This is a genomic window from Peribacillus sp. NPDC060253 (genome assembly GCF_042727425.1).
GTDB lineage: Bacteria > Bacillota > Bacilli > Bacillales > DSM-1321 > Peribacillus.
Map to the genome: position 1 here is coordinate 17,656 of NZ_JBHXAS010000028.1, position 17,730 is coordinate 35,385.

Annotated in this window: 18 protein-coding genes and 1 other annotated feature; all 18 genes read right to left on the reverse strand. The window is 40.5% G+C overall.

The features are described 5' to 3' along the window. Nucleotides 1–17: 17 nt before the first annotated feature. Nucleotides 18–488, reverse strand: a complete 471-nt coding sequence (gene rpsG, locus ACFWE9_RS10010; RefSeq protein ID WP_230161714.1) for a 30S ribosomal protein S7 — start codon at nucleotides 486–488, stop codon at nucleotides 18–20. Nucleotides 489–529: 41 nt separating this feature from the next. Beyond that, a complete protein-coding gene (gene rpsL, locus ACFWE9_RS10015; protein ID WP_230161718.1) occupies nucleotides 530–952 on the reverse strand; it encodes a 30S ribosomal protein S12 in 423 nt (140 codons plus the stop codon). 104 nt (nucleotides 953–1,056) lie between these two features. Then, complete coding sequence (locus ACFWE9_RS10020) at nucleotides 1,057–1,305, reverse strand: 50S ribosomal protein L7ae-like protein (protein WP_034305040.1); 249 nt, start codon at nucleotides 1,303–1,305, stop codon at nucleotides 1,057–1,059. Between the two features lie 294 nt (nucleotides 1,306–1,599). Continuing rightward, nucleotides 1,600–5,199 carry a DNA-directed RNA polymerase subunit beta' gene (rpoC, locus tag ACFWE9_RS10025; protein ID WP_230161720.1) on the reverse strand — a complete coding sequence of 1,200 codons (3,600 nt, stop codon included), beginning with the start codon at nucleotides 5,197–5,199 and terminating at the stop codon, nucleotides 1,600–1,602. A gap of 184 nt (nucleotides 5,200–5,383) precedes the next feature. Next, nucleotides 5,384–8,953, reverse strand: a complete 3,570-nt coding sequence (gene rpoB, locus ACFWE9_RS10030; RefSeq protein ID WP_230161722.1) for a DNA-directed RNA polymerase subunit beta — start codon at nucleotides 8,951–8,953, stop codon at nucleotides 5,384–5,386. A 237-nt stretch (nucleotides 8,954–9,190) separates the two neighbouring features. Continuing rightward, nucleotides 9,191–9,796 carry a class I SAM-dependent methyltransferase gene (locus ACFWE9_RS10035; RefSeq protein WP_230161763.1) on the reverse strand — a complete coding sequence of 202 codons (606 nt, stop codon included), beginning with the start codon at nucleotides 9,794–9,796 and terminating at the stop codon, nucleotides 9,191–9,193. 189 nt (nucleotides 9,797–9,985) lie between these two features. Then, nucleotides 9,986–10,345 (reverse strand): 50S ribosomal protein L7/L12, encoded by a 360-nt coding sequence (gene rplL / locus ACFWE9_RS10040; RefSeq protein WP_230161724.1) that lies wholly within the window; start codon nucleotides 10,343–10,345, stop codon nucleotides 9,986–9,988. A gap of 64 nt (nucleotides 10,346–10,409) precedes the next feature. Next, nucleotides 10,410–10,910, reverse strand: a complete 501-nt coding sequence (rplJ, locus tag ACFWE9_RS10045) for a 50S ribosomal protein L10 (RefSeq protein ID WP_230161726.1) — start codon at nucleotides 10,908–10,910, stop codon at nucleotides 10,410–10,412. Between the two features lie 39 nt (nucleotides 10,911–10,949). Next, nucleotides 10,950–11,100: a sequence feature (ribosomal protein L10 leader region), on the reverse strand. 46 nt (nucleotides 11,101–11,146) lie between these two features. Continuing rightward, nucleotides 11,147–11,842, reverse strand: a complete 696-nt coding sequence (gene rplA, locus ACFWE9_RS10050) for a 50S ribosomal protein L1 (protein ID WP_230161727.1) — start codon at nucleotides 11,840–11,842, stop codon at nucleotides 11,147–11,149. Between the two features lie 107 nt (nucleotides 11,843–11,949). Continuing rightward, nucleotides 11,950–12,375 (reverse strand): 50S ribosomal protein L11, encoded by a 426-nt coding sequence (gene rplK, locus ACFWE9_RS10055; protein WP_053349074.1) that lies wholly within the window; start codon nucleotides 12,373–12,375, stop codon nucleotides 11,950–11,952. A 174-nt stretch (nucleotides 12,376–12,549) separates the two neighbouring features. Then, nucleotides 12,550–13,083, reverse strand: a complete 534-nt coding sequence (gene nusG, locus ACFWE9_RS10060) for a transcription termination/antitermination protein NusG (protein WP_230161730.1) — start codon at nucleotides 13,081–13,083, stop codon at nucleotides 12,550–12,552. 258 nt (nucleotides 13,084–13,341) lie between these two features. Continuing rightward, entirely contained in the window at nucleotides 13,342–13,524 is a 183-nt protein-coding gene (gene secE, locus ACFWE9_RS10065) for a preprotein translocase subunit SecE (RefSeq protein ID WP_214751063.1), read from the reverse strand. A gap of 52 nt (nucleotides 13,525–13,576) precedes the next feature. Further along, complete coding sequence (rpmG, locus tag ACFWE9_RS10070) at nucleotides 13,577–13,726, reverse strand: 50S ribosomal protein L33 (protein WP_230161732.1); 150 nt, start codon at nucleotides 13,724–13,726, stop codon at nucleotides 13,577–13,579. Nucleotides 13,727–13,933: 207 nt separating this feature from the next. After that, entirely contained in the window at nucleotides 13,934–14,566 is a 633-nt protein-coding gene (gene sigH, locus ACFWE9_RS10075) for an RNA polymerase sporulation sigma factor SigH (protein ID WP_230161765.1), read from the reverse strand. Between the two features lie 85 nt (nucleotides 14,567–14,651). After that, nucleotides 14,652–15,161 carry an NYN domain-containing protein gene (locus tag ACFWE9_RS10080; RefSeq protein WP_230161734.1) on the reverse strand — a complete coding sequence of 170 codons (510 nt, stop codon included), beginning with the start codon at nucleotides 15,159–15,161 and terminating at the stop codon, nucleotides 14,652–14,654. Between the two features lie 4 nt (nucleotides 15,162–15,165). After that, nucleotides 15,166–15,909, reverse strand: coding sequence for a 23S rRNA (guanosine(2251)-2'-O)-methyltransferase RlmB (gene rlmB, locus ACFWE9_RS10085; RefSeq protein ID WP_230161736.1), 744 nt, complete (start codon nucleotides 15,907–15,909; stop codon nucleotides 15,166–15,168). Then, the gene (locus tag ACFWE9_RS10090; protein ID WP_230161738.1) at nucleotides 15,906–16,328 is read right to left on the reverse strand and encodes a Mini-ribonuclease 3; all 423 of its coding nucleotides are present in this window, start codon (nucleotides 16,326–16,328) and stop codon (nucleotides 15,906–15,908) included. Before ACFWE9_RS10090 ends, rlmB begins: the two co-directional genes overlap by 4 nt. A gap of 3 nt (nucleotides 16,329–16,331) precedes the next feature. Beyond that, nucleotides 16,332–17,729, reverse strand: a complete 1,398-nt coding sequence (cysS, locus tag ACFWE9_RS10095) for a cysteine--tRNA ligase (RefSeq protein WP_230161740.1) — start codon at nucleotides 17,727–17,729, stop codon at nucleotides 16,332–16,334. Between the last annotated feature and the right edge of the window lies 1 nt (nucleotide 17,730).

The window sequence follows — 17,730 nt, forward strand, 5'->3', positions numbered from 1 at the left end:
TTTTATAGTGATATATTTTACCAGCGATAATGAGCGAATGCTTTATTAGCTTCAGCCATTTTGTGTGTATCTTCACGTTTCTTAACTGCTGCTCCAGTATTGTTAGCAGCGTCCATGATTTCATAAGCTAAACGCTCTTCCATCGTTTTTTCTCCACGAAGACGAGAGTATTTCACTAACCAACGAAGTCCTAAAGTCGATTTGCGGTCTGGACGCACCTCAACTGGTACTTGGTAGTTAGCTCCACCTACACGGCGTGCTTTTACTTCTAATACAGGCATGATGTTTTTAAGTGCTTGATCGAAAACTTCGATTGATTCATTGCCAGTACGTTCTTTGATTAACTCAAATGCAGAGTAAAGAATTTTTTGTGATTTACCTCTTTGTCCATCAACCATTAATTTGTTGATTAAGCGAGTCACAAGTTTAGAATTATAAATCGGATCTGGTAATACGTCTCTTTTCGTTACAGGTCCTTTACGAGGCATTATATTTCCTCCTTTCAAGAAAGTTTAATTTTTGTTTGATATTATTTTTTTGCTGCTTTCGGACGCTTAGTACCGTATTTAGAACGGCTTTGCATACGATTGTTAACTCCAGCAGTATCAAGAGCACCACGTACGATATGATAACGTACCCCTGGTAAATCCTTTACACGACCGCCACGGATAAGAACCACGCTGTGTTCTTGTAGGTTGTGACCGATACCTGGGATATAAGCTGTTACCTCGATACCGTTTGTTAAACGTACACGCGCATATTTACGTAACGCGGAGTTTGGTTTTTTCGGTGTCATAGTACCCACACGAGTGCAAACACCACGTTTTTGCGGAGATGATACGTTAGTTTGTGCTTTTTTAAAGCTGTTGTAGCCTTTGTTAAGTGCTGGAGATTTTGATTTAACCTCTTTAGACTCGCGTCCTTTACGCACTAATTGATTAATAGTAGGCATTACATTTTTCCTCCCTTCACGTTTTCATTTCTAGTACCACACATCCAGGTGGTTCATAAATGGGTAAAAACAAAGTCTTTGCAAATTATATTGCAAAAACATTTTTACTTTTTAATGGCAACAGTTGCTGCTCCGACATCAATACCACATGCTTTGCCAAGCATTCTCATCGAATCAACATATGTGATAGGAACATCCAATTCTTTAGCGGTCTCAACGACACGCCCAGTCAAGTATATATCTGCATCATCAGCGATGATAACTTCTTGAATTAAATTGTTTTTAAGAGCTCTAACTGCTTGTTTCGTCCCTATAATCACTGACTTTGCCTGTATTACTTTTTCATAAGACATGGTCCATATCCTCCAAAGTTACAGGGTAACATAGGAGCACCTTTGCTATAGTATCATTATTAGTCGGATACTGTCAACTTCTTTCAAAAAATTTATTTTAGCAAAAGGTTTTCCTTACACAATTCTATTAAGATTTACATCTTACCTTCAGGAAATAATAACCGTTCCTCAATCGGAATTAGTCATTTGTAAATAATAAGAAGAGAGACCAACTCAATAAATCCTGATCCATCACTGCACTGGAATATAGGAGTGATGATTTCAGTTTCAATTATTGAGCTGGTCCTTTTTCCCTTAGTCCACTGTTACTGTATCGGCAGTTTCGTCACCAACAACAACAGGGTTTGCTTTTCTGTATCGAAGCATTCCTGTTCCTGCAGGGACAAGTTTACCGATGATGACATTTTCTTTAAGTCCAAGCAACTCATCACGTTTTCCTTTTATTGCTGCATCAGTCAAGACTCTAGTTGTTTCTTGGAATGACGCGGCAGACAAGAACGAATCCGTTTCTAGAGATGCTTTTGTAATACCGAGTAATACAGGGCGTCCTGTAGCTGGTAATTTGCTAGTCAGCAATGCATCTGTGTTTGCAGTGGTGAACTGGTTAACATCCAATAATGTACCTGGAAGCACTTCCGTTTCACCCGCATCAAGTACACGGACTTTACGCATCATTTGTCTAACCATTACCTCGATGTGTTTATCGCCGATTTCAACCCCTTGCATCCGGTATACTTTTTGCACTTCATGTAACAGGTATTCCTGAACAGTAAGTACATCTGTAACTTTCAACAATTCTTTCGGGTCGATGGAACCCTCTGTTAACTCTTCACCACGACGGACAGGAGTATCAACAGTAACTCTTAAGCGCGCTGTGTACGGTGCAGTATATGTGCGTGACTCAACTGCTCCTTGAACAACGATTTCCTGTTGTTTATCACGAATTTCATTAATCGATACAACCGTACCTTCGATTTCTGAAATGACAGCTTGACCTTTAGGGTTCCTTGCTTCAAATATTTCTTGGATACGAGGAAGACCTTGAGTGATATCGTCCCCAGCAACCCCACCAGTATGGAATGTACGCATCGTTAACTGTGTACCAGGTTCTCCGATTGATTGAGCGGCAATAATACCAACTGCTTCGCCCACTTCAACTTCTTGACCTGTAGCCAAGTTACGTCCATAACATTTTTTACATACACCATGGCTGGTGTTACATGTAAAGGCAGAACGAATCCATGCTGTTTCAATTCCAAGTGATTCAATATAATTAGCAAGATCTTCAGTAATAAGATCATTTTCAGCCACAATTACTTCATTTGTTTCTGGATGTTTGATCGCTTTTCTTGCATAACGGCCTACTAGGCGTTCTTCAAGATGCTCGATTATTTCAGTACCCTCTCTCAAGGCTGAAATTTTCAAGCCGCGGTCCGTTCCACAATCGTCATCACGGATGATGACATCTTGGGCAACGTCAACAAGTCGACGAGTAAGGTAACCGGAATCGGCTGTTTTAAGTGCTGTATCGGCAAGACCTTTACGCGCACCATGTGTGGAGATAAAGTACTCCAACACTGTTAAACCTTCACGGAAACTTGATTTGATCGGTAATTCAATGATCCGTCCAGCCGGGTTGGCCATCAATCCACGCATACCCGCAAGCTGCGTAAAGTTAGATGCATTACCACGGGCACCGGAGTCACTCATCATGAATATTGGGTTGCGTCTGTCCAGTGAGTCCATAAGTTTAGATTGAATGGTATCCTTGGCAGCACTCCAAATTGAAATAACACGATCATAACGCTCATCCTCTGTAATTAGACCACGTCTGAATTGTTTTAAGACGTTATCCACTTTAGTTTGAGCCTCAGAAATGATTCCTTGTTTTTCTTTTAAAACGACAATATCAGCCACACCAACGGTAATACCAGCTTTTGTCGAATATTTGAATCCAAGATCTTTCATCCGGTCAAGCATTTTGGACGTTTCAGTAATTTTAAAACGTTTAAAGACTTCCGCAATGATATTTCCAAGAATTTGTTTCTTGAATGGATCAATAGCTGGTTGAGCTTTAATCAATTCAGGGATATTAGCGCCCTTTTCCACAAAATATTTCTCCGGAGTTTTTGTTTCCAAGTTATATCGTGTCGGTTCGTTAATATACGGGAATGATTTAGGTAAAATTTCATTGAAAATCAATTTACCAACAGTCGTAATAAGAAGTTGGCCGTTTTGTTCTTCAGTGAATGTTTCATTATTTAGTGACGATGCATGTACGGCACAACGGGAATGTAAGTGTACATATCCGTTTTGGTATGCAAGTAATGCTTCACTAGTATCTTTAAAGATCATACCCTCACCGATAGCGCCTTCTCTTTCCAACGTTAAGTAATAGTTACCTAATACCATATCTTGAGAAGGTGTAACGACAGGTTTACCATCTTTCGGATTCAAAATATTCTGTGCTGCAAGCATAAGCATGCGTGCTTCGGCTTGAGCTTCAGAAGATAGAGGAACATGGACCGCCATTTGGTCACCATCAAAGTCAGCGTTATACGCTGTACATACGAGTGGGTGCAAACGAATTGCGCGACCTTCAACCAAAGTTGGTTCAAATGCTTGGATACCAAGTCTATGAAGAGTCGGTGCACGGTTCAATAGTACTGGATGTTCTCTAATCACTTCTTCCAGGACATCCCATATTTCAGGAGATAAACGTTCAATTTTACGCTTAGCAGATTTGATGTTATGCGCTAGACCTCTTTGAACGAGTTCCTTCATAACGAATGGTTTGAATAATTCAATCGCCATTTCTTTCGGAAGACCACATTGGTACATCTTTAAGTTTGGTCCAACTACGATAACGGAACGGCCAGAATAATCAACACGTTTACCAAGAAGGTTTTGACGGAAACGACCTTGTTTACCTTTTAACATATGAGATAAAGATTTTAACGGACGGTTACCTGGTCCAGTTACAGGACGGCCACGACGGCCATTATCGATAAGAGCATCGACAGCTTCCTGAAGCATACGTTTCTCATTTTGAACGATAATGCTTGGTGCTCCAAGGTCCAGTAATCTTTTCAACCGATTATTACGGTTAATAACACGGCGATATAAATCATTTAAATCAGATGTGGCAAAACGGCCGCCATCAAGTTGTACCATTGGACGAAGTTCCGGTGGAATGACCGGAAGCACGTCAAGGATCATCCATGAAGGCTCATTACCTGAGTTACGGAATGCTTCAAGAACTTCCAAGCGTTTGATTGCACGGGTCCTGCGTTGTCCTTGAGCTGTTTTAAGCTCCTCTTTCAACGACTCTACTTCTTTTTCCGTATCAATATCTTGTAAAAGTTTTTTAATAGCTTCCGCACCCATCGCAGCTTGGAACTTCTTACCGTATTTTTCACGGTATGTACGATATTCCTTTTCGGAAAGAAGTTGTTTCTTTTCTAAAGTTGTATCGCCCGTTTCAGTTACTACGTAAGATGCAAAGTAAATAACTTCTTCCAATGCACGTGGAGACATATCAAGAACAAGTCCCATACGGCTAGGGATTCCTTTGAAATACCATATGTGTGAAACTGGGGCTGCCAGCTCAATATGACCCATACGTTCACGACGTACCTTAGCCCGAGTGACTTCAACGCCACAACGGTCACATACTACGCCTTTATAACGAACACGTTTATATTTTCCACAATGACATTCCCAGTCCTTTTGAGGTCCAAAAATTCTCTCACAGAATAAACCGTCTTTTTCTGGCTTTAGCGTACGATAGTTGATTGTTTCTGGTTTTTTAACTTCTCCATGTGACCAAGAACGAATCTTGTCTGGTGAAGCAAGACCAATTTTCATATACTCAAAATTATTAACGTCTAACAAGGGGCCTACCTCCCTTTTAATCTCCAGGTTTAACCCTTGATTGCCGTCTTAGTATCAGGCAATCTACACCGGATGATGGTTGATTGAATCAATAAGGCTCTAACAAGGCAGCAGGATATTCAAAGAAACATCTTGCTGCCAGTCAGAGCGGAAAATTTATATCTCGATATGTTTATATTTAGTTTTATTCTTTGACAGGTGCCCCTACTTCGGAAGCAACCATATCTTTTGTATCTGCATCAAGGCTTAATTTGTCATTTTGGTTGCCTTCTTCTTCATCTTCCAAATCACGCATTTCGATTTCACGATCTTCGGCATTAAGAATTTTAACATCCAACCCTAAGCTTTGAAGTTCCTTAATCAATACTTTGAAGGACTCAGGAACACCAGGTTCAGGAACATTTTCACCTTTGACAATCGCTTCGTACGTTTTAACACGACCCACGACATCATCTGATTTAACGGTTAAGATTTCTTGTAATGTATAAGCAGCACCATAAGCTTCAAGTGCCCATACTTCCATCTCACCGAAACGCTGTCCGCCAAATTGCGCTTTACCACCAAGTGGTTGTTGCGTAACAAGGGAGTAAGGTCCAGTTGAACGTGCATGAAGTTTATCATCGACCATATGTGCCAGTTTGATCATATACATGACACCAACGGATACACGATTATCGAATGCTTCACCTGAACGGCCATCGTAAAGAACAGTTTTTGCATCACGGGACATCCCGGCTTCTTCAATCGTACCCCAAACGTCTTCCTCAGTAGCACCATCAAATACAGGAGATGCTACATGAATGCCAAGTGCGCGTGCAGCCATACCTAAGTGAAGCTCCAACACCTGACCGATGTTCATACGTGAAGGTACACCCAACGGGTTTAACATGATGTCGACTGGAGTGCCATCTGGTAAATAAGGCATATCTTCCTCAGGAAGGAGCCTGGAGATTACCCCTTTGTTACCATGTCGTCCAGCCATTTTATCGCCTTCGTGGATTTTACGTTTTTGTACAATATATACACGTGCAAGTTGGTTTACACCAGGAGGAAGTTCATCGCCATCTTCTCTGTTAAATACTTTAACATCAAGAACGATTCCACCGCCGCCGTGAGGTACACGAAGTGATGTATCTCTTACTTCACGTGCTTTTTCACCGAAGATTGCATGTAATAAACGTTCCTCAGCAGTCAATTCCGTTACACCTTTAGGCGTGACTTTACCAACTAGAAGGTCTCCGTCTTTTACTTCTGCACCAACACGGATAATTCCGCGCTCATCAAGATTACGAAGCGCATCTTCCCCTACATTAGGGATATCACGAGTGATTTCTTCAGGCCCTAATTTTGTATCGCGTGATTCAGATTCATATTCTTCAATATGAATAGAAGTGTACACATCATCTTTAACCAATCGTTCGCTCATGATGATGGCATCCTCATAGTTATATCCATCCCATGTCATGAAGGCAACTAATACGTTACGTCCAAGTGCCAACTCACCTTTTTCCATTGAAGGACCATCAGCAAGAATCTCACCTTTGACAACGTTGTCGCCAACACTGACGATAGGGCGTTGATTATAGCACGTTCCTTGGTTAGAACGAATGAATTTTAATAGACGGTATTTATCAAGATTTCCCTTTACTTGCTGTCCGTCAACTTCACTTACCCTGCGTACCCATACTTCACGTGATTCCACGTGTTCTACAATACCTGGGTGTTTACAGATGACAGCAGCACCGGAGTCTTTCGCTGAAACATATTCCATGCCCGTTCCGACACGAGGAGCTTCCGGTTGTAGCAAAGGCACTGCTTGACGTTGCATGTTCGCTCCCATAAGTGCACGGTTGGAGTCATCATTTTCCAAGAAAGGAATACATGCTGTCGCAGCAGATACAACTTGTTTAGGGGATACATCCATGTAGTCTACGCGGTCACGCGGAACAACGGTATTTTCACCGCGGAAACGTGCAACAACATCATTGTCAAGGAATGATCCGTCATCTGATAGACGTACATTCGCTTGGGCAACTACATAGTTATCTTCCTCATCAGCTGTTAAGTAATCGATTTGGCTTGTAATTCGACCAGTTTCAGGGTCCACACGACGATACGGTGTTTCAATGAAGCCATATGGGTTCACCTTTGCAAAACTGGATAATGAGTTAATCAAACCAATATTCGGTCCCTCTGGCGTTTCAATCGGACACATACGGCCATAGTGGGAATAATGAACGTCACGCACTTCAAATCCAGCACGCTCACGCGTCAAACCACCAGGTCCCAATGCAGATAGACGACGTTTATGCGTCAATTCAGCCAACGGGTTCGTTTGATCCATGAATTGAGAAAGCTGTGAGCTTCCAAAGAACTCTTTAATGGATGCAATGACTGGGCGAATGTTAATTAGTTGCTGCGGAGTGATTGTATTCGTATCCTGAATTGACATTCTTTCACGAACGACACGCTCCATACGAGATAAACCAATTCTAAATTGGTTTTGCAGCAATTCACCAACAGAACGCAGACGACGGTTACCTAAATGGTCAATGTCATCCGTGATTCCCACACCATGCAATAAATTAAAGAAATAACTAATAGAAGAAATGATATCAGCCGGTGTAATGTTTTTGACCTGGTCGGTCACATAGGCATTACCGATGATATTGATCACTTTTTCGCCTTCAGCATCGTTTGGTGCAAACACTTTAATAGGCTGAAGAAGAGTTTCCTCTTCCACTACACCACCGGATGGATGGAATGTCTTGAATCCGATTCCAGCTTCAATATGAGGCAGGATCCTATCAAGAGTACGACGGTCAAGCATTGTACCTTTTTCTACGATGATTTCCCCTGTTTCCGGATCAATCAAAGTCTCTGCAATACGTTGTCCAAATAAACGGTTCTTGATATGCAGTTTTTTGTTTATTTTATAACGTCCTACGTTAGCTAAATCATAACGTTTTGGATCAAAAAAGCGGGATACTAAAAGACTTTTCGCGTTATCGACAGTAGGTGGTTCACCCGGACGCAGACGCTCATAGATTTCTAGCAAAGCTTTTTCTACACTCTCTGTGTTATCCTTTTCAAGAGTGTTGCGAAGGTATTCGTTGTCACCGATCAAATCAATGATTTCTTGATCCGTTCCGAATCCAAGGGCACGCATCAATACCGTAATCGGTAATTTCCGTGTGCGATCGATTCGAACATACACAACATCCTTGGCGTCAGTTTCATATTCGAGCCATGCGCCACGGTTAGGAATAACCGTCGCAGAGAACCCAAGTTTACCGTTTTTATCCATTTTCCCATTGTAGTAAACGCTCGGTGAGCGCACTAATTGGGATACGATTACCCGTTCAGCACCATTGATGACAAATGTACCTGTTTCAGTCATCAGCGGGAAGTCGCCCATAAATACATCCTGGTCTTTAACTTCCCCTGTTTCCTTGTTAACAAGGCGCACTTTCACACGAAGCGGTGCAGAATAAGTAACGTCGCGTTCTTTTGTTTCTTCCACAGAATACTTCGGCTCAGCTAAGCTGTAATCGATGAATTCTAACGATAAATTACCTGTAAAATCCTCAATAGGCGAAATATCCTGGAACATTTCCTTTAAACCTACATCTAGAAACCATTGATAAGAAGCTGTTTGAATTTCAATCAGATTTGGAAGATCCAAAACCTCACTGATTCTTGCATAACTTCTACGTTGGCGGTGTCGTCCATACTGAACAAGTTGACCTGTCAACTGATTCACCCCTTAAATCAAGCGTTATAAGGATCCATTTGCCTTGGAAAAGAAATCATTTCCTAGACAAAAAGAAAATGGTTTTTATTTTAAAAACCACTATTTCTCATAAAACGAACTATTATTTATATATTTTTCCCATATTATCCATTGGTTATACACCAATGGTATAAAAATTGCATAGTTACGGAATTATATATATGCATTTTATAATACTAACATAGCGAAAATTTAGAGTCAAACCTTTTTGGATAATAGTATATAGTAGCCTTTCTTCTTAACAGGCACTTCAATATTTCCAAATAATTGCTCCATTTTATCCATGGCGGAAGGAGCCCCTTGTTTTTTTTGAATGACAACCCATAATTCTCCACCAGCTACCAAACTGCGATAGCTTTCTTCTAAAATTTCGTGGACTACACTTTTGCCTGCGCGAATGGGAGGGTTCGTAAGTATTGCAGCGAATTGATTGGAACCAACTTTGTCAAAACGATCACTTTCGAAAATCTTTACATTTGTGATCGCATTAGAAGCGGCATTTTCTTTGGACAATTCAACTGCCCGGCTATTTATATCAATCATTTCTATCGTTCTATCGGGAAAAGCTGCCGCAATTGATATTCCAATCGGTCCATAACCGCAACCAACATCGAGAATATCACCTTCCACAGCTTCATTAAGGTTAAAACTTTCAACCAAAAGACGTGACCCGAAATCAACTTCTTTTTTCGAGAAAACACCATTATCACTTTTAAAGCGAAAGGTACGTCCTTTTAATGTAAAATCCCAAAATTTCGGATTGCTTACGACATCCGGTTTATGTGAGTAGTAATGCTCTGTCAGAGTCATCTCCCCCTATCAGAAAGGAATATTGAAGATTTAACGAGAGAAGAGATTTGAAGAATGGATTCTTGCATGCCGGAAAGTTTGAATAATGACTTAACCAAACTATTATCAGCAAATTTCCGTCATTTCTTAAAAATGAAGAGAAAAAAGCCCGCCAGTGATAGCGAGCTTTTTGTTTATGCAAGATTACTTAACTTCAACGCCAGCTCCAACTTCTTCAAGCTTAGCTTTAACTTCTTCAGCTTCTTCTTTAGAAGCGCCTTCTTTGATTGCTTTTGGAGTGTTGTCAACAAGTTCTTTTGCTTCTTTAAGTCCAAGACCTGTAACTTCACGTACAGCTTTGATAACTTTGATTTTTTGATCTCCAGCAGATGTAAGGATAACATCAAACTCAGTTTGTTCTTCAGCAGCAGCGCCACCAGCAGCAGCTACAGCTACAGGTGCAGCAGCAGTTACGCCAAATTCTTCTTCGATTGCTTTTACAAGGTCGTTTAATTCTAAAACAGTCATGTTTTTAACTGCTTCAATGATTTGATCTTTAGTCATTGTTATTTCCTCCTCGAAATGGTTGGTTTTTTTTTTGAATCAATAGGCTATATAAGCGGTTAGCTTACGCGCCTTGTTCTTCTTTTTGTTCTGCCACAGCTTTTGTAGCAAGAGCAAGTCCGCGCATAGGTGCTTGTAGCACGCTGAGTAGCATTGAAAGTAGGCCTTCGCGTGAAGGTAGTTCTGCAAGAGCTTTAATTTCTTCAGCAGTTGCAACATTTCCTTCGATAACTCCAGCTTTGATTTCTAACGCTTCATGTTTTTTCGCAAAATCGTTAAGGATTTTTGCTGGCGCAATAACATCTTCATTTGAGAATGCAATTGCGTTTGGTCCTGTTAATGATTCGTTCAAAGTGCTAAGTTCAGCACTTTCAGCAGCACGGCGAGTCAAAGAGTTTTTGTAAACTTTAAACTCAACGCCAGCTTCACGAAGTTGCTTACGAAGTTCTGTTAATTCAGCAACAGTCAATCCACGGTAGTCAACAACAACAGTTGATTGGCTTGCAGTTAATTTCTCAGAAATCTCAGCAACGATTTTTGACTTTTGTTCAATAATTGCGTTCATCCTTACACCTCCTGTAGATTTGCTTGAAAACATTTATACCGTTTCAAAGAAAAAGCCTTCATCTCTATTGCAGACATGAAGGCAGTAATTTCAAAGGTCATAGTCACCGACTATTATTATCGAATTACCTCGGCAGGAAATTAAGCTCGAATCGAGCACCTACTGTCTACGGTACAAATGATATTCATTTATTCACAACAAAACTTATTATAACAATAATAGTTTTGGAATGTCAATTATTTATTGAAAGTAGAAGGATCAACTTTCACGCCAGGGCCCATTGTAGTTGTTACAGAAACGTTTTTCATGTAAGTTCCTTTAGCAGCCGCAGGTTTAACTTTCATTAATGTATCATAGATAGTAGTGAAGTTTTCCACTAGTTTAGCATCTTCGAAAGATACTTTACCGATTGGAGCATGGATGTTACCAGCTTTATCTACGCGGTATTCAACTTTACCAGCTTTGATTTCATTAACAGCTTTTGTTACGTCGAATGTTACTGTACCAGTTTTAGGGTTAGGCATTAAACCTTTAGGTCCTAATACACGGCCAAGTTTACCAACTTCACCCATCATGTCTGGAGTCGCAACGATTACATCGAAATCGAACCATCCTTGTTGGATTTTGTTGATGAAGTCAGATTCACCAACGTAGTCAGCACCAGCAGCTTCTGCTTCTTTTGCTTTTTCGCCTTTAGCGAATACTAATACGCGTTGAGTTTTACCAGTACCATTCGGTAGAACTACTGCTCCACGAATTTGTTGGTCAGCTTTCTTAGGGTCTACACCTAAACGGAAAGCCACTTCAACAGTCGCATCGAATTTTGCGAAGTTTGCTTTTTTAGCAACTTCAATTGCTTCAGTTACAGCATAAGCCTTAGAAACTTCTACAAGCTTAGCTGCTTCAAGATACTTTTTACCTTTTTTAGCCATGATATAAATCCTCCTAAATTGTGGTTTTAACGGAATGACCTCCCACGAATAAAGGTTGCGAGTATCAATCGCAACCCCGTAGAAACAAATAACAACAATTACATGGATTAGTCTTCGATGACAATACCCATGCTGCGAGCAGTACCTTCAACCATACGCATTGCAGCTTCAACGTTTGCAGCGTTTAGGTCAGGCATTTTAGTTTCAGCAATCTCGCGCACTTGATCACGCTTGACTGTAGCAACTTTTTTACGGTTAGGTTCACCAGAACCAGACTCGATACCAGCTACTTTCTTAAGCAATACTGCAGCCGGTGGAGTTTTTGTAATGAATGTAAATGAACGGTCTTCAAATACCGTGATTTCAACAGGAATAATTAGACCAGCTTGATCTGCTGTACGAGCGTTGAACTCCTTACAGAATCCCATGATGTTTACACCAGCTTGACCTAATGCAGGACCGACTGGCGGTGCCGGATTCGCTTTACCAGCAGGAATTTGCAATTTAACCATTTTAATTACTTTTTTAGCCACGAGACACACCTCCTTATAAGTCCGTGATGTGGTAATAGGGATATACCCTCCCACTCATCTTGAATTCTTTATATATTAATAAAGAATGCTTGTATCGTTGAGGCCTAAAAATTGAAACATACTGACCTTTGAAATTTTACCACTTTCAAATGGCAATTTCAAGTTTTTTTCCGTTTATAATTTTTCCACTTGATTAAAATCAAGTTCTACCGGTGTATCACGACCGAACATATTGACTAGGACCCTTACTTTACCTTTATCTTTATCAAGTTCTTCAATCGGTCCTGCAAAGGTTGCAAACGGCCCTTCTTTAACCTGAACAGTATCTCCGATTTCAAAATCAACTTCGATTTTGCTTTCATCGACACCCATTCGTTTAAGAACGACTTCAATTTCTTCCGGTAGCAATGCAGTCGGTTTAGACCCAGCTCCAGATGAACCTACGAAACCTGTTACGCCAGGTGTATTCCGGACAACATACCAAGAATCATCCGTCATGATGATCTCAACCAATACATAACCCGGAAACACTTTCTTTTTGGTTACTTTCTTTTTGCCGTCTTTCATTTCTGTTTCTTCTTCTTCTGGAACTACGACTCGAAAGATCTTGTCTTCCATCCCCATTGTTTCAACACGTTTTTCCAAGTTAGCCTTAACCTTGTTCTCATAACCTGAATAGGTGTGAACTACATACCAATTCTTTTCCATGTGTTAGGACTTTAACGTCCTTCCCTCCCCGCAATCAATCAGTTTCTTTATTAATCTTTATCTTTGAACGTTTTAGCCAAAAAACCAATTCCGCGTCATCTCGACTTAACTAGAATATATAGTGATGATTCATATTACAGCAGTGGCACGATTTTGAACTTCTTCACTTCTTAAAAAAGACAAATTAAAAAACCCGTTTCCGGGCTTTTCTGCTGACACATATTATTCTATCACTATTATACCTTATTTTCGAATCTCTTATTCAATAACTAAGCGAATTAATTCGGAAATGCCCAAATCGACCACTGTAAAGAATAAAGCCATAAACAATACAGTCGTTACTACCACGATTGTATATTTGGTAAGCTCCTTGCGTTTTGGCCAGCTTACTTTTTGCATTTCGCGAGCGACTCCGCTGAAAAATTCGGTAAAACGTTTCATGAATGTATCCTCCAAGCATTAGACAGCTTCTGTCAATCTATTTATAAAACGGTTATTTCGTTTCTTTATGGATCGCGTGTGCGTTGCAAGTACTGCAAAACTTCTTGATTTCCAGGCGTTCGCCGCTTGTTGATTGTTTGCTTTCGTAACTATAATTTCTTGAACCGCAATCTATGCAGGCAAGAACGATTTTTTTTCGCATTAGATACACCTATCCTATCTACTATATCCATAAAACCTTATCACGGCTGTCTTTTATTGTCAATATCAAAGCAGGCTTTGCCCCTTTATGGATATTGGAAATAAGAAATTCCGGTTTCTTAACATCCATTTAAAAAATCTTAGTGAATAATAATAAACTTCCAAGTGGAGAAGGGACAGATGAAATTAAGCGGAAAAAGCGGAGGGATTATAAACTGATTTCCCTTACTTCCAGATAGCGCTCGAGTTTTCTTTTCACCCGCTGAAGGGCGTTATCGATTGACTTAACATGCCGGTTCAACTCTTCCGAAATTTCTTGGTAGGTTTGGCCATCCAAGTAAAGAGCTAACACTTTTCTCTCAAGATCACTCAGGAGCTCGGCCATTTTTAATTCGATATCGTCAAACTCTTCTTTGTTGATAATCAGCTCTTCCGGGTCCAAAACTTTCGTACCCGATATAATATCCATAAGAGTTCGGTCCGATTCCTCATCATAAATGGGCTTGTCCAGGGAAACATAGGAATTGAGCGGAATATGCTTTTGACGTGTAGCCGTTTTAATAGCTGTAATGATCTGCCTCGTAATGCATAGTTCTGCAAATGCTTTAAAAGAAGATAACTTATCTCCTTTAAAATCACGGACGGCTTTATATAAACCAATCATACCTTCTTGCACGATGTCTTCTTTATCTGCACCAATTAAGAAATAAGTCCTTGCCTTTGCCCTAACAAAATTACGATACTTTTGGATCAGAAAATCCAGCGCTTCGCTGTCTCCGGTGTGTACCAACCCTATCAATTCATCATCATCAAACTGCAGATATTTTTCGTTCAGTTTCATTCCGAATTTGAGACCCACATTAAATCCCCCTGACCTGACTCAGATAGAAATATTATACAGCAGGTAAAATTTACCCGTCAATGGTTCAAATCTTCCCCCGACGCCATTTTTCGAAAATTTCTGCCACTTCTTCACTTAGCGGAATTTTTGCTGCAGGTTTTATCGTCGTTGTTTTTCTTACATCTTTCTTGATTTCCCCTTGAATTTCTACCATTTCTATAAGCAGTTCGCGAGCAGATTTCCTTAGAGCCCCTTGACCAAAGATCACCCACTGTTCCGTGAAGTCAGAGGTTGCCACTTGAATCTGTGTTTTGACGTTATTCAGTTCAATGGCCATCTTTTCTATTCTCTCATCCGCCGTTTCATTTTCTTTTGTAAAAATTACATCAACGTTGTGATTTTTGAATATACGGGCAATTCCCTGAACATATTGAGCGTCAAATACGACAATTACGCGGTATCCGGTAAATGCTTGATATTCCGCCATCATTTCAATCAACCGATCTCTTGCAGCAGCAAGGTCCCGTTCTTTTAATTCTCTCAGTTCCGGCCAGGCTCCAATAATGTTATAACCGTCCACCAACAGAATATTCATCCCATCATTGTCCTAAAGGATTTCTTTTTCTATAAACCTCATACATCAATAAACTGGCTGCTACCGATGCATTTAACGAAGTGACTTGTCCTGCCATAGGGAGACGGATGAGAAAATCGCATTTTTCCTTCATTAACCGGGCCATACCTTTTCCTTCACTACCGATAACAAGTCCAATCGGCATCTTACCGTCCATGTTACGGTAATCATCACTGCCTTTTGCATCTGTTCCGACTATCCATACTCCGCGCTCTTTCAGCTCTTCCACCGCTCTTGCCAAGTTTGTAACGCGAGCAACCGGAATATACTCTATTGCACCTGTTGAAGCTTTAGCCACAGTTGCCGTTAAGCCCACCGCTCTTCTTTTCGGGATGATGATCCCATGGGCCCCTACAGCATCCGCCGTTCTCATGATCGAACCTAAATTATGCGGATCTTCAATTTCATCAAGGATCATGAAAAAAGGTGCTTCATCTCGTTCCGCAGCTTTTGCAAATAAATCATCCAATTCGACATATTCATAAGCAGCCACTTGTGCAACAACGCCTTGATGGATACCTTCTGCCATTTGGTCAATTTTTTTCTTCGGTACGATCTGCACGAATACCTTCTTTTCCTTCGCCAGACCGATTAGTGGTTGCATCGAGCCTTTTTGAGAGCCCTCCGCTATCCAAATTTTATTAACTTCCCGTTCGGAGCGAAGAGCTTCCAATACGGGGTTTCTGCCAATGATATATTCTTCGCTCATGGGTTACTCCCCTTTTCTTCTTCAATGTATTCAATAGATTTTTTAATGAGTTCTTCCATTCTTTCTATTCGACCGGATAAATACAAAAAGCCCATAAGTGCCTCGAAGGCTGTACTATAGCGATACGTTTGCACATCTGTATTCTTCGGTACCGAACCGGATTTCGCATTTCTGCCCCGCCGAACGACAGCGGTTTCCTCTTCCGATAACCATTCTGATTCGAGAAAAAAATGGATGACTTTATTTTGTGCTTTAGCCGCTACAAATGATGTAGCTTTTTTGTGAAGAAGATTGGGCTTGACCGCTCCTTTTTGAATGAGGTGATGCCGGATATACGTTTCGTATACGGCATCCCCTATATAAGCTAAAGCAAGACTGTTCAGCATTTTTGCATCTATCTTACTATCGTAATGAAGCATTAATTACCCTCTTTTCCATCTTGTACCTTGAGGGGTATCCTCTAATATGATATTCATGTTTTTCAAGCGATCACGAATTTCATCAGATAACCCAAAATTGCGGTCTTTCCGCGCTTGAATTCTCTGCTGGATCAAGCCTTCAATTTCTTCATCCAATAGCCCCTCTTCTTCCAGGGACAAACCGAGGACAGTAAATAAGGTATTGAATTTCTCAAGGAAAGCTTCGATGACTTCCTTGTCTGTATTTTTCTCCATTAAGTAATAATTTGCTTGCTTGGACAGTTCAAAGAGTATGGATATCGCATTAGCTGTGTTGAAATCATCATCCATTTCCTGAATGAACTGTTCATGTAAATCATTAACCTTCGAAAGCCAAACATCATTATTTTCAGTCAAACCATCGCTTAATTGAAGGCGATGCTTTAAGTTTTGATAAGATGTCTTTAACCGCTCAAGTGCCGCTTTTATATTTTCAAGCACTTCTTCACTATAATTGATGGGATGACGGTAATGTACGGATAACATAAAGAAGCGTAACACTTGCGGATCATGCTTCTGTATGATGTCATGCACAAGAACGAAATTCCCTAACGACTTAGACATTTTTTCATTGTCAATATTTATATACCCATTATGCATCCAATAATTCGCAAAGGACTTACCTGTCAATGCTTCAGATTGTGCAATTTCATTTTCATGATGCGGGAAAGCTAGATCTTGACCTCCTGCATGAATATCGATAGTATCACCCAAATACTTTTTGACCATTGCGGAGCATTCAATATGCCAACCAGGACGTCCCTTACCCCATGGGCTCTCCCATGATATTTCATCATCCTTAGCCGCTTTCCAAAGAGCAAAATCAAGGGCATCTTGTTTCTTCTCCCCAATTTCAATCCTAGCCCCGACTCTCAACTCATCGATGGACTGATGTGACAGTTTGCCATACCCCTCAAATTTACGAGTACGGTAGTACACATCCCCTTCAGATTCATAAGCGAATCCTTTTTCAATTAATGCCGAGATGAATTCAATGATAGCATCCATGTTCTCCATTACGGTTGGGTGAGCATCAGCTTTTTTGCAGCCCAAGGCAGACACGTCTTCAAAATAAGCCTTGATGAAACGTTCTGATATTGTCGGGACATCTTCCCCCAATTCTTTTGCCGCACGAATCAGTTTATCATCTACATCTGTAAAATTCGAAACGAATTGAACTTCATACCCACGGTAATCCAGATACCTGCGAACGGTATCAAATACGATTGCCGGTCTGGCATTACCAATATGAATGTAATTATAGACAGTGGGACCACATACGTACATCTTCACCTTTCCCTCTTCCATCGGGACAAAGGTTTCCTTTTTTCTTGTTGCTGTGTTATATATTTTAATTGCCATA

Bases quoted from the DNA above. Each gene is read 5' to 3' on its own strand.
- rplJ (WP_230161726.1), bottom strand. From the start codon at position 10,910: ATGAACGCAATTATTGAACAAAAGTCAAAAATCGTTGCTGAGATTTCT.
- nusG (WP_230161730.1), bottom strand. From the start codon at position 13,083: ATGGAAAAGAATTGGTATGTAGTTCACACCTATTCAGGTTATGAGAAC.
- secE (WP_214751063.1), bottom strand. From the start codon at position 13,524: ATGAAACGTTTTACCGAATTTTTCAGCGGAGTCGCTCGCGAAATGCAA.
- ACFWE9_RS10090 (WP_230161738.1), bottom strand. From the start codon at position 16,328: ATGCTTCATTACGATAGTAAGATAGATGCAAAAATGCTGAACAGTCTT.
- cysS (WP_230161740.1), bottom strand. From the start codon at position 17,729: ATGGCAATTAAAATATATAACACAGCAACAAGAAAAAAGGAAACCTTT.
- ACFWE9_RS10020 (WP_034305040.1), bottom strand. From the start codon at position 1,305: ATGTCTTATGAAAAAGTAATACAGGCAAAGTCAGTGATTATAGGGACG.
- rpsL (WP_230161718.1), bottom strand. From the start codon at position 952: ATGCCTACTATTAATCAATTAGTGCGTAAAGGACGCGAGTCTAAAGAG.
- rpsG (WP_230161714.1), bottom strand. From the start codon at position 488: ATGCCTCGTAAAGGACCTGTAACGAAAAGAGACGTATTACCAGATCCG.
- rpmG (WP_230161732.1), bottom strand. From the start codon at position 13,726: ATGCGAAAAAAAATCGTTCTTGCCTGCATAGATTGCGGTTCAAGAAAT.
- rplA (WP_230161727.1), bottom strand. From the start codon at position 11,842: ATGGCTAAAAAAGGTAAAAAGTATCTTGAAGCAGCTAAGCTTGTAGAA.
- sigH (WP_230161765.1), bottom strand. From the start codon at position 14,566: ATGAAACTGAACGAAAAATATCTGCAGTTTGATGATGATGAATTGATA.
- rlmB (WP_230161736.1), bottom strand. From the start codon at position 15,909: ATGAGCGAAGAATATATCATTGGCAGAAACCCCGTATTGGAAGCTCTT.
- rplL (WP_230161724.1), bottom strand. From the start codon at position 10,345: ATGACTAAAGATCAAATCATTGAAGCAGTTAAAAACATGACTGTTTTA.
- ACFWE9_RS10080 (WP_230161734.1), bottom strand. From the start codon at position 15,161: ATGAATATTCTGTTGGTGGACGGTTATAACATTATTGGAGCCTGGCCG.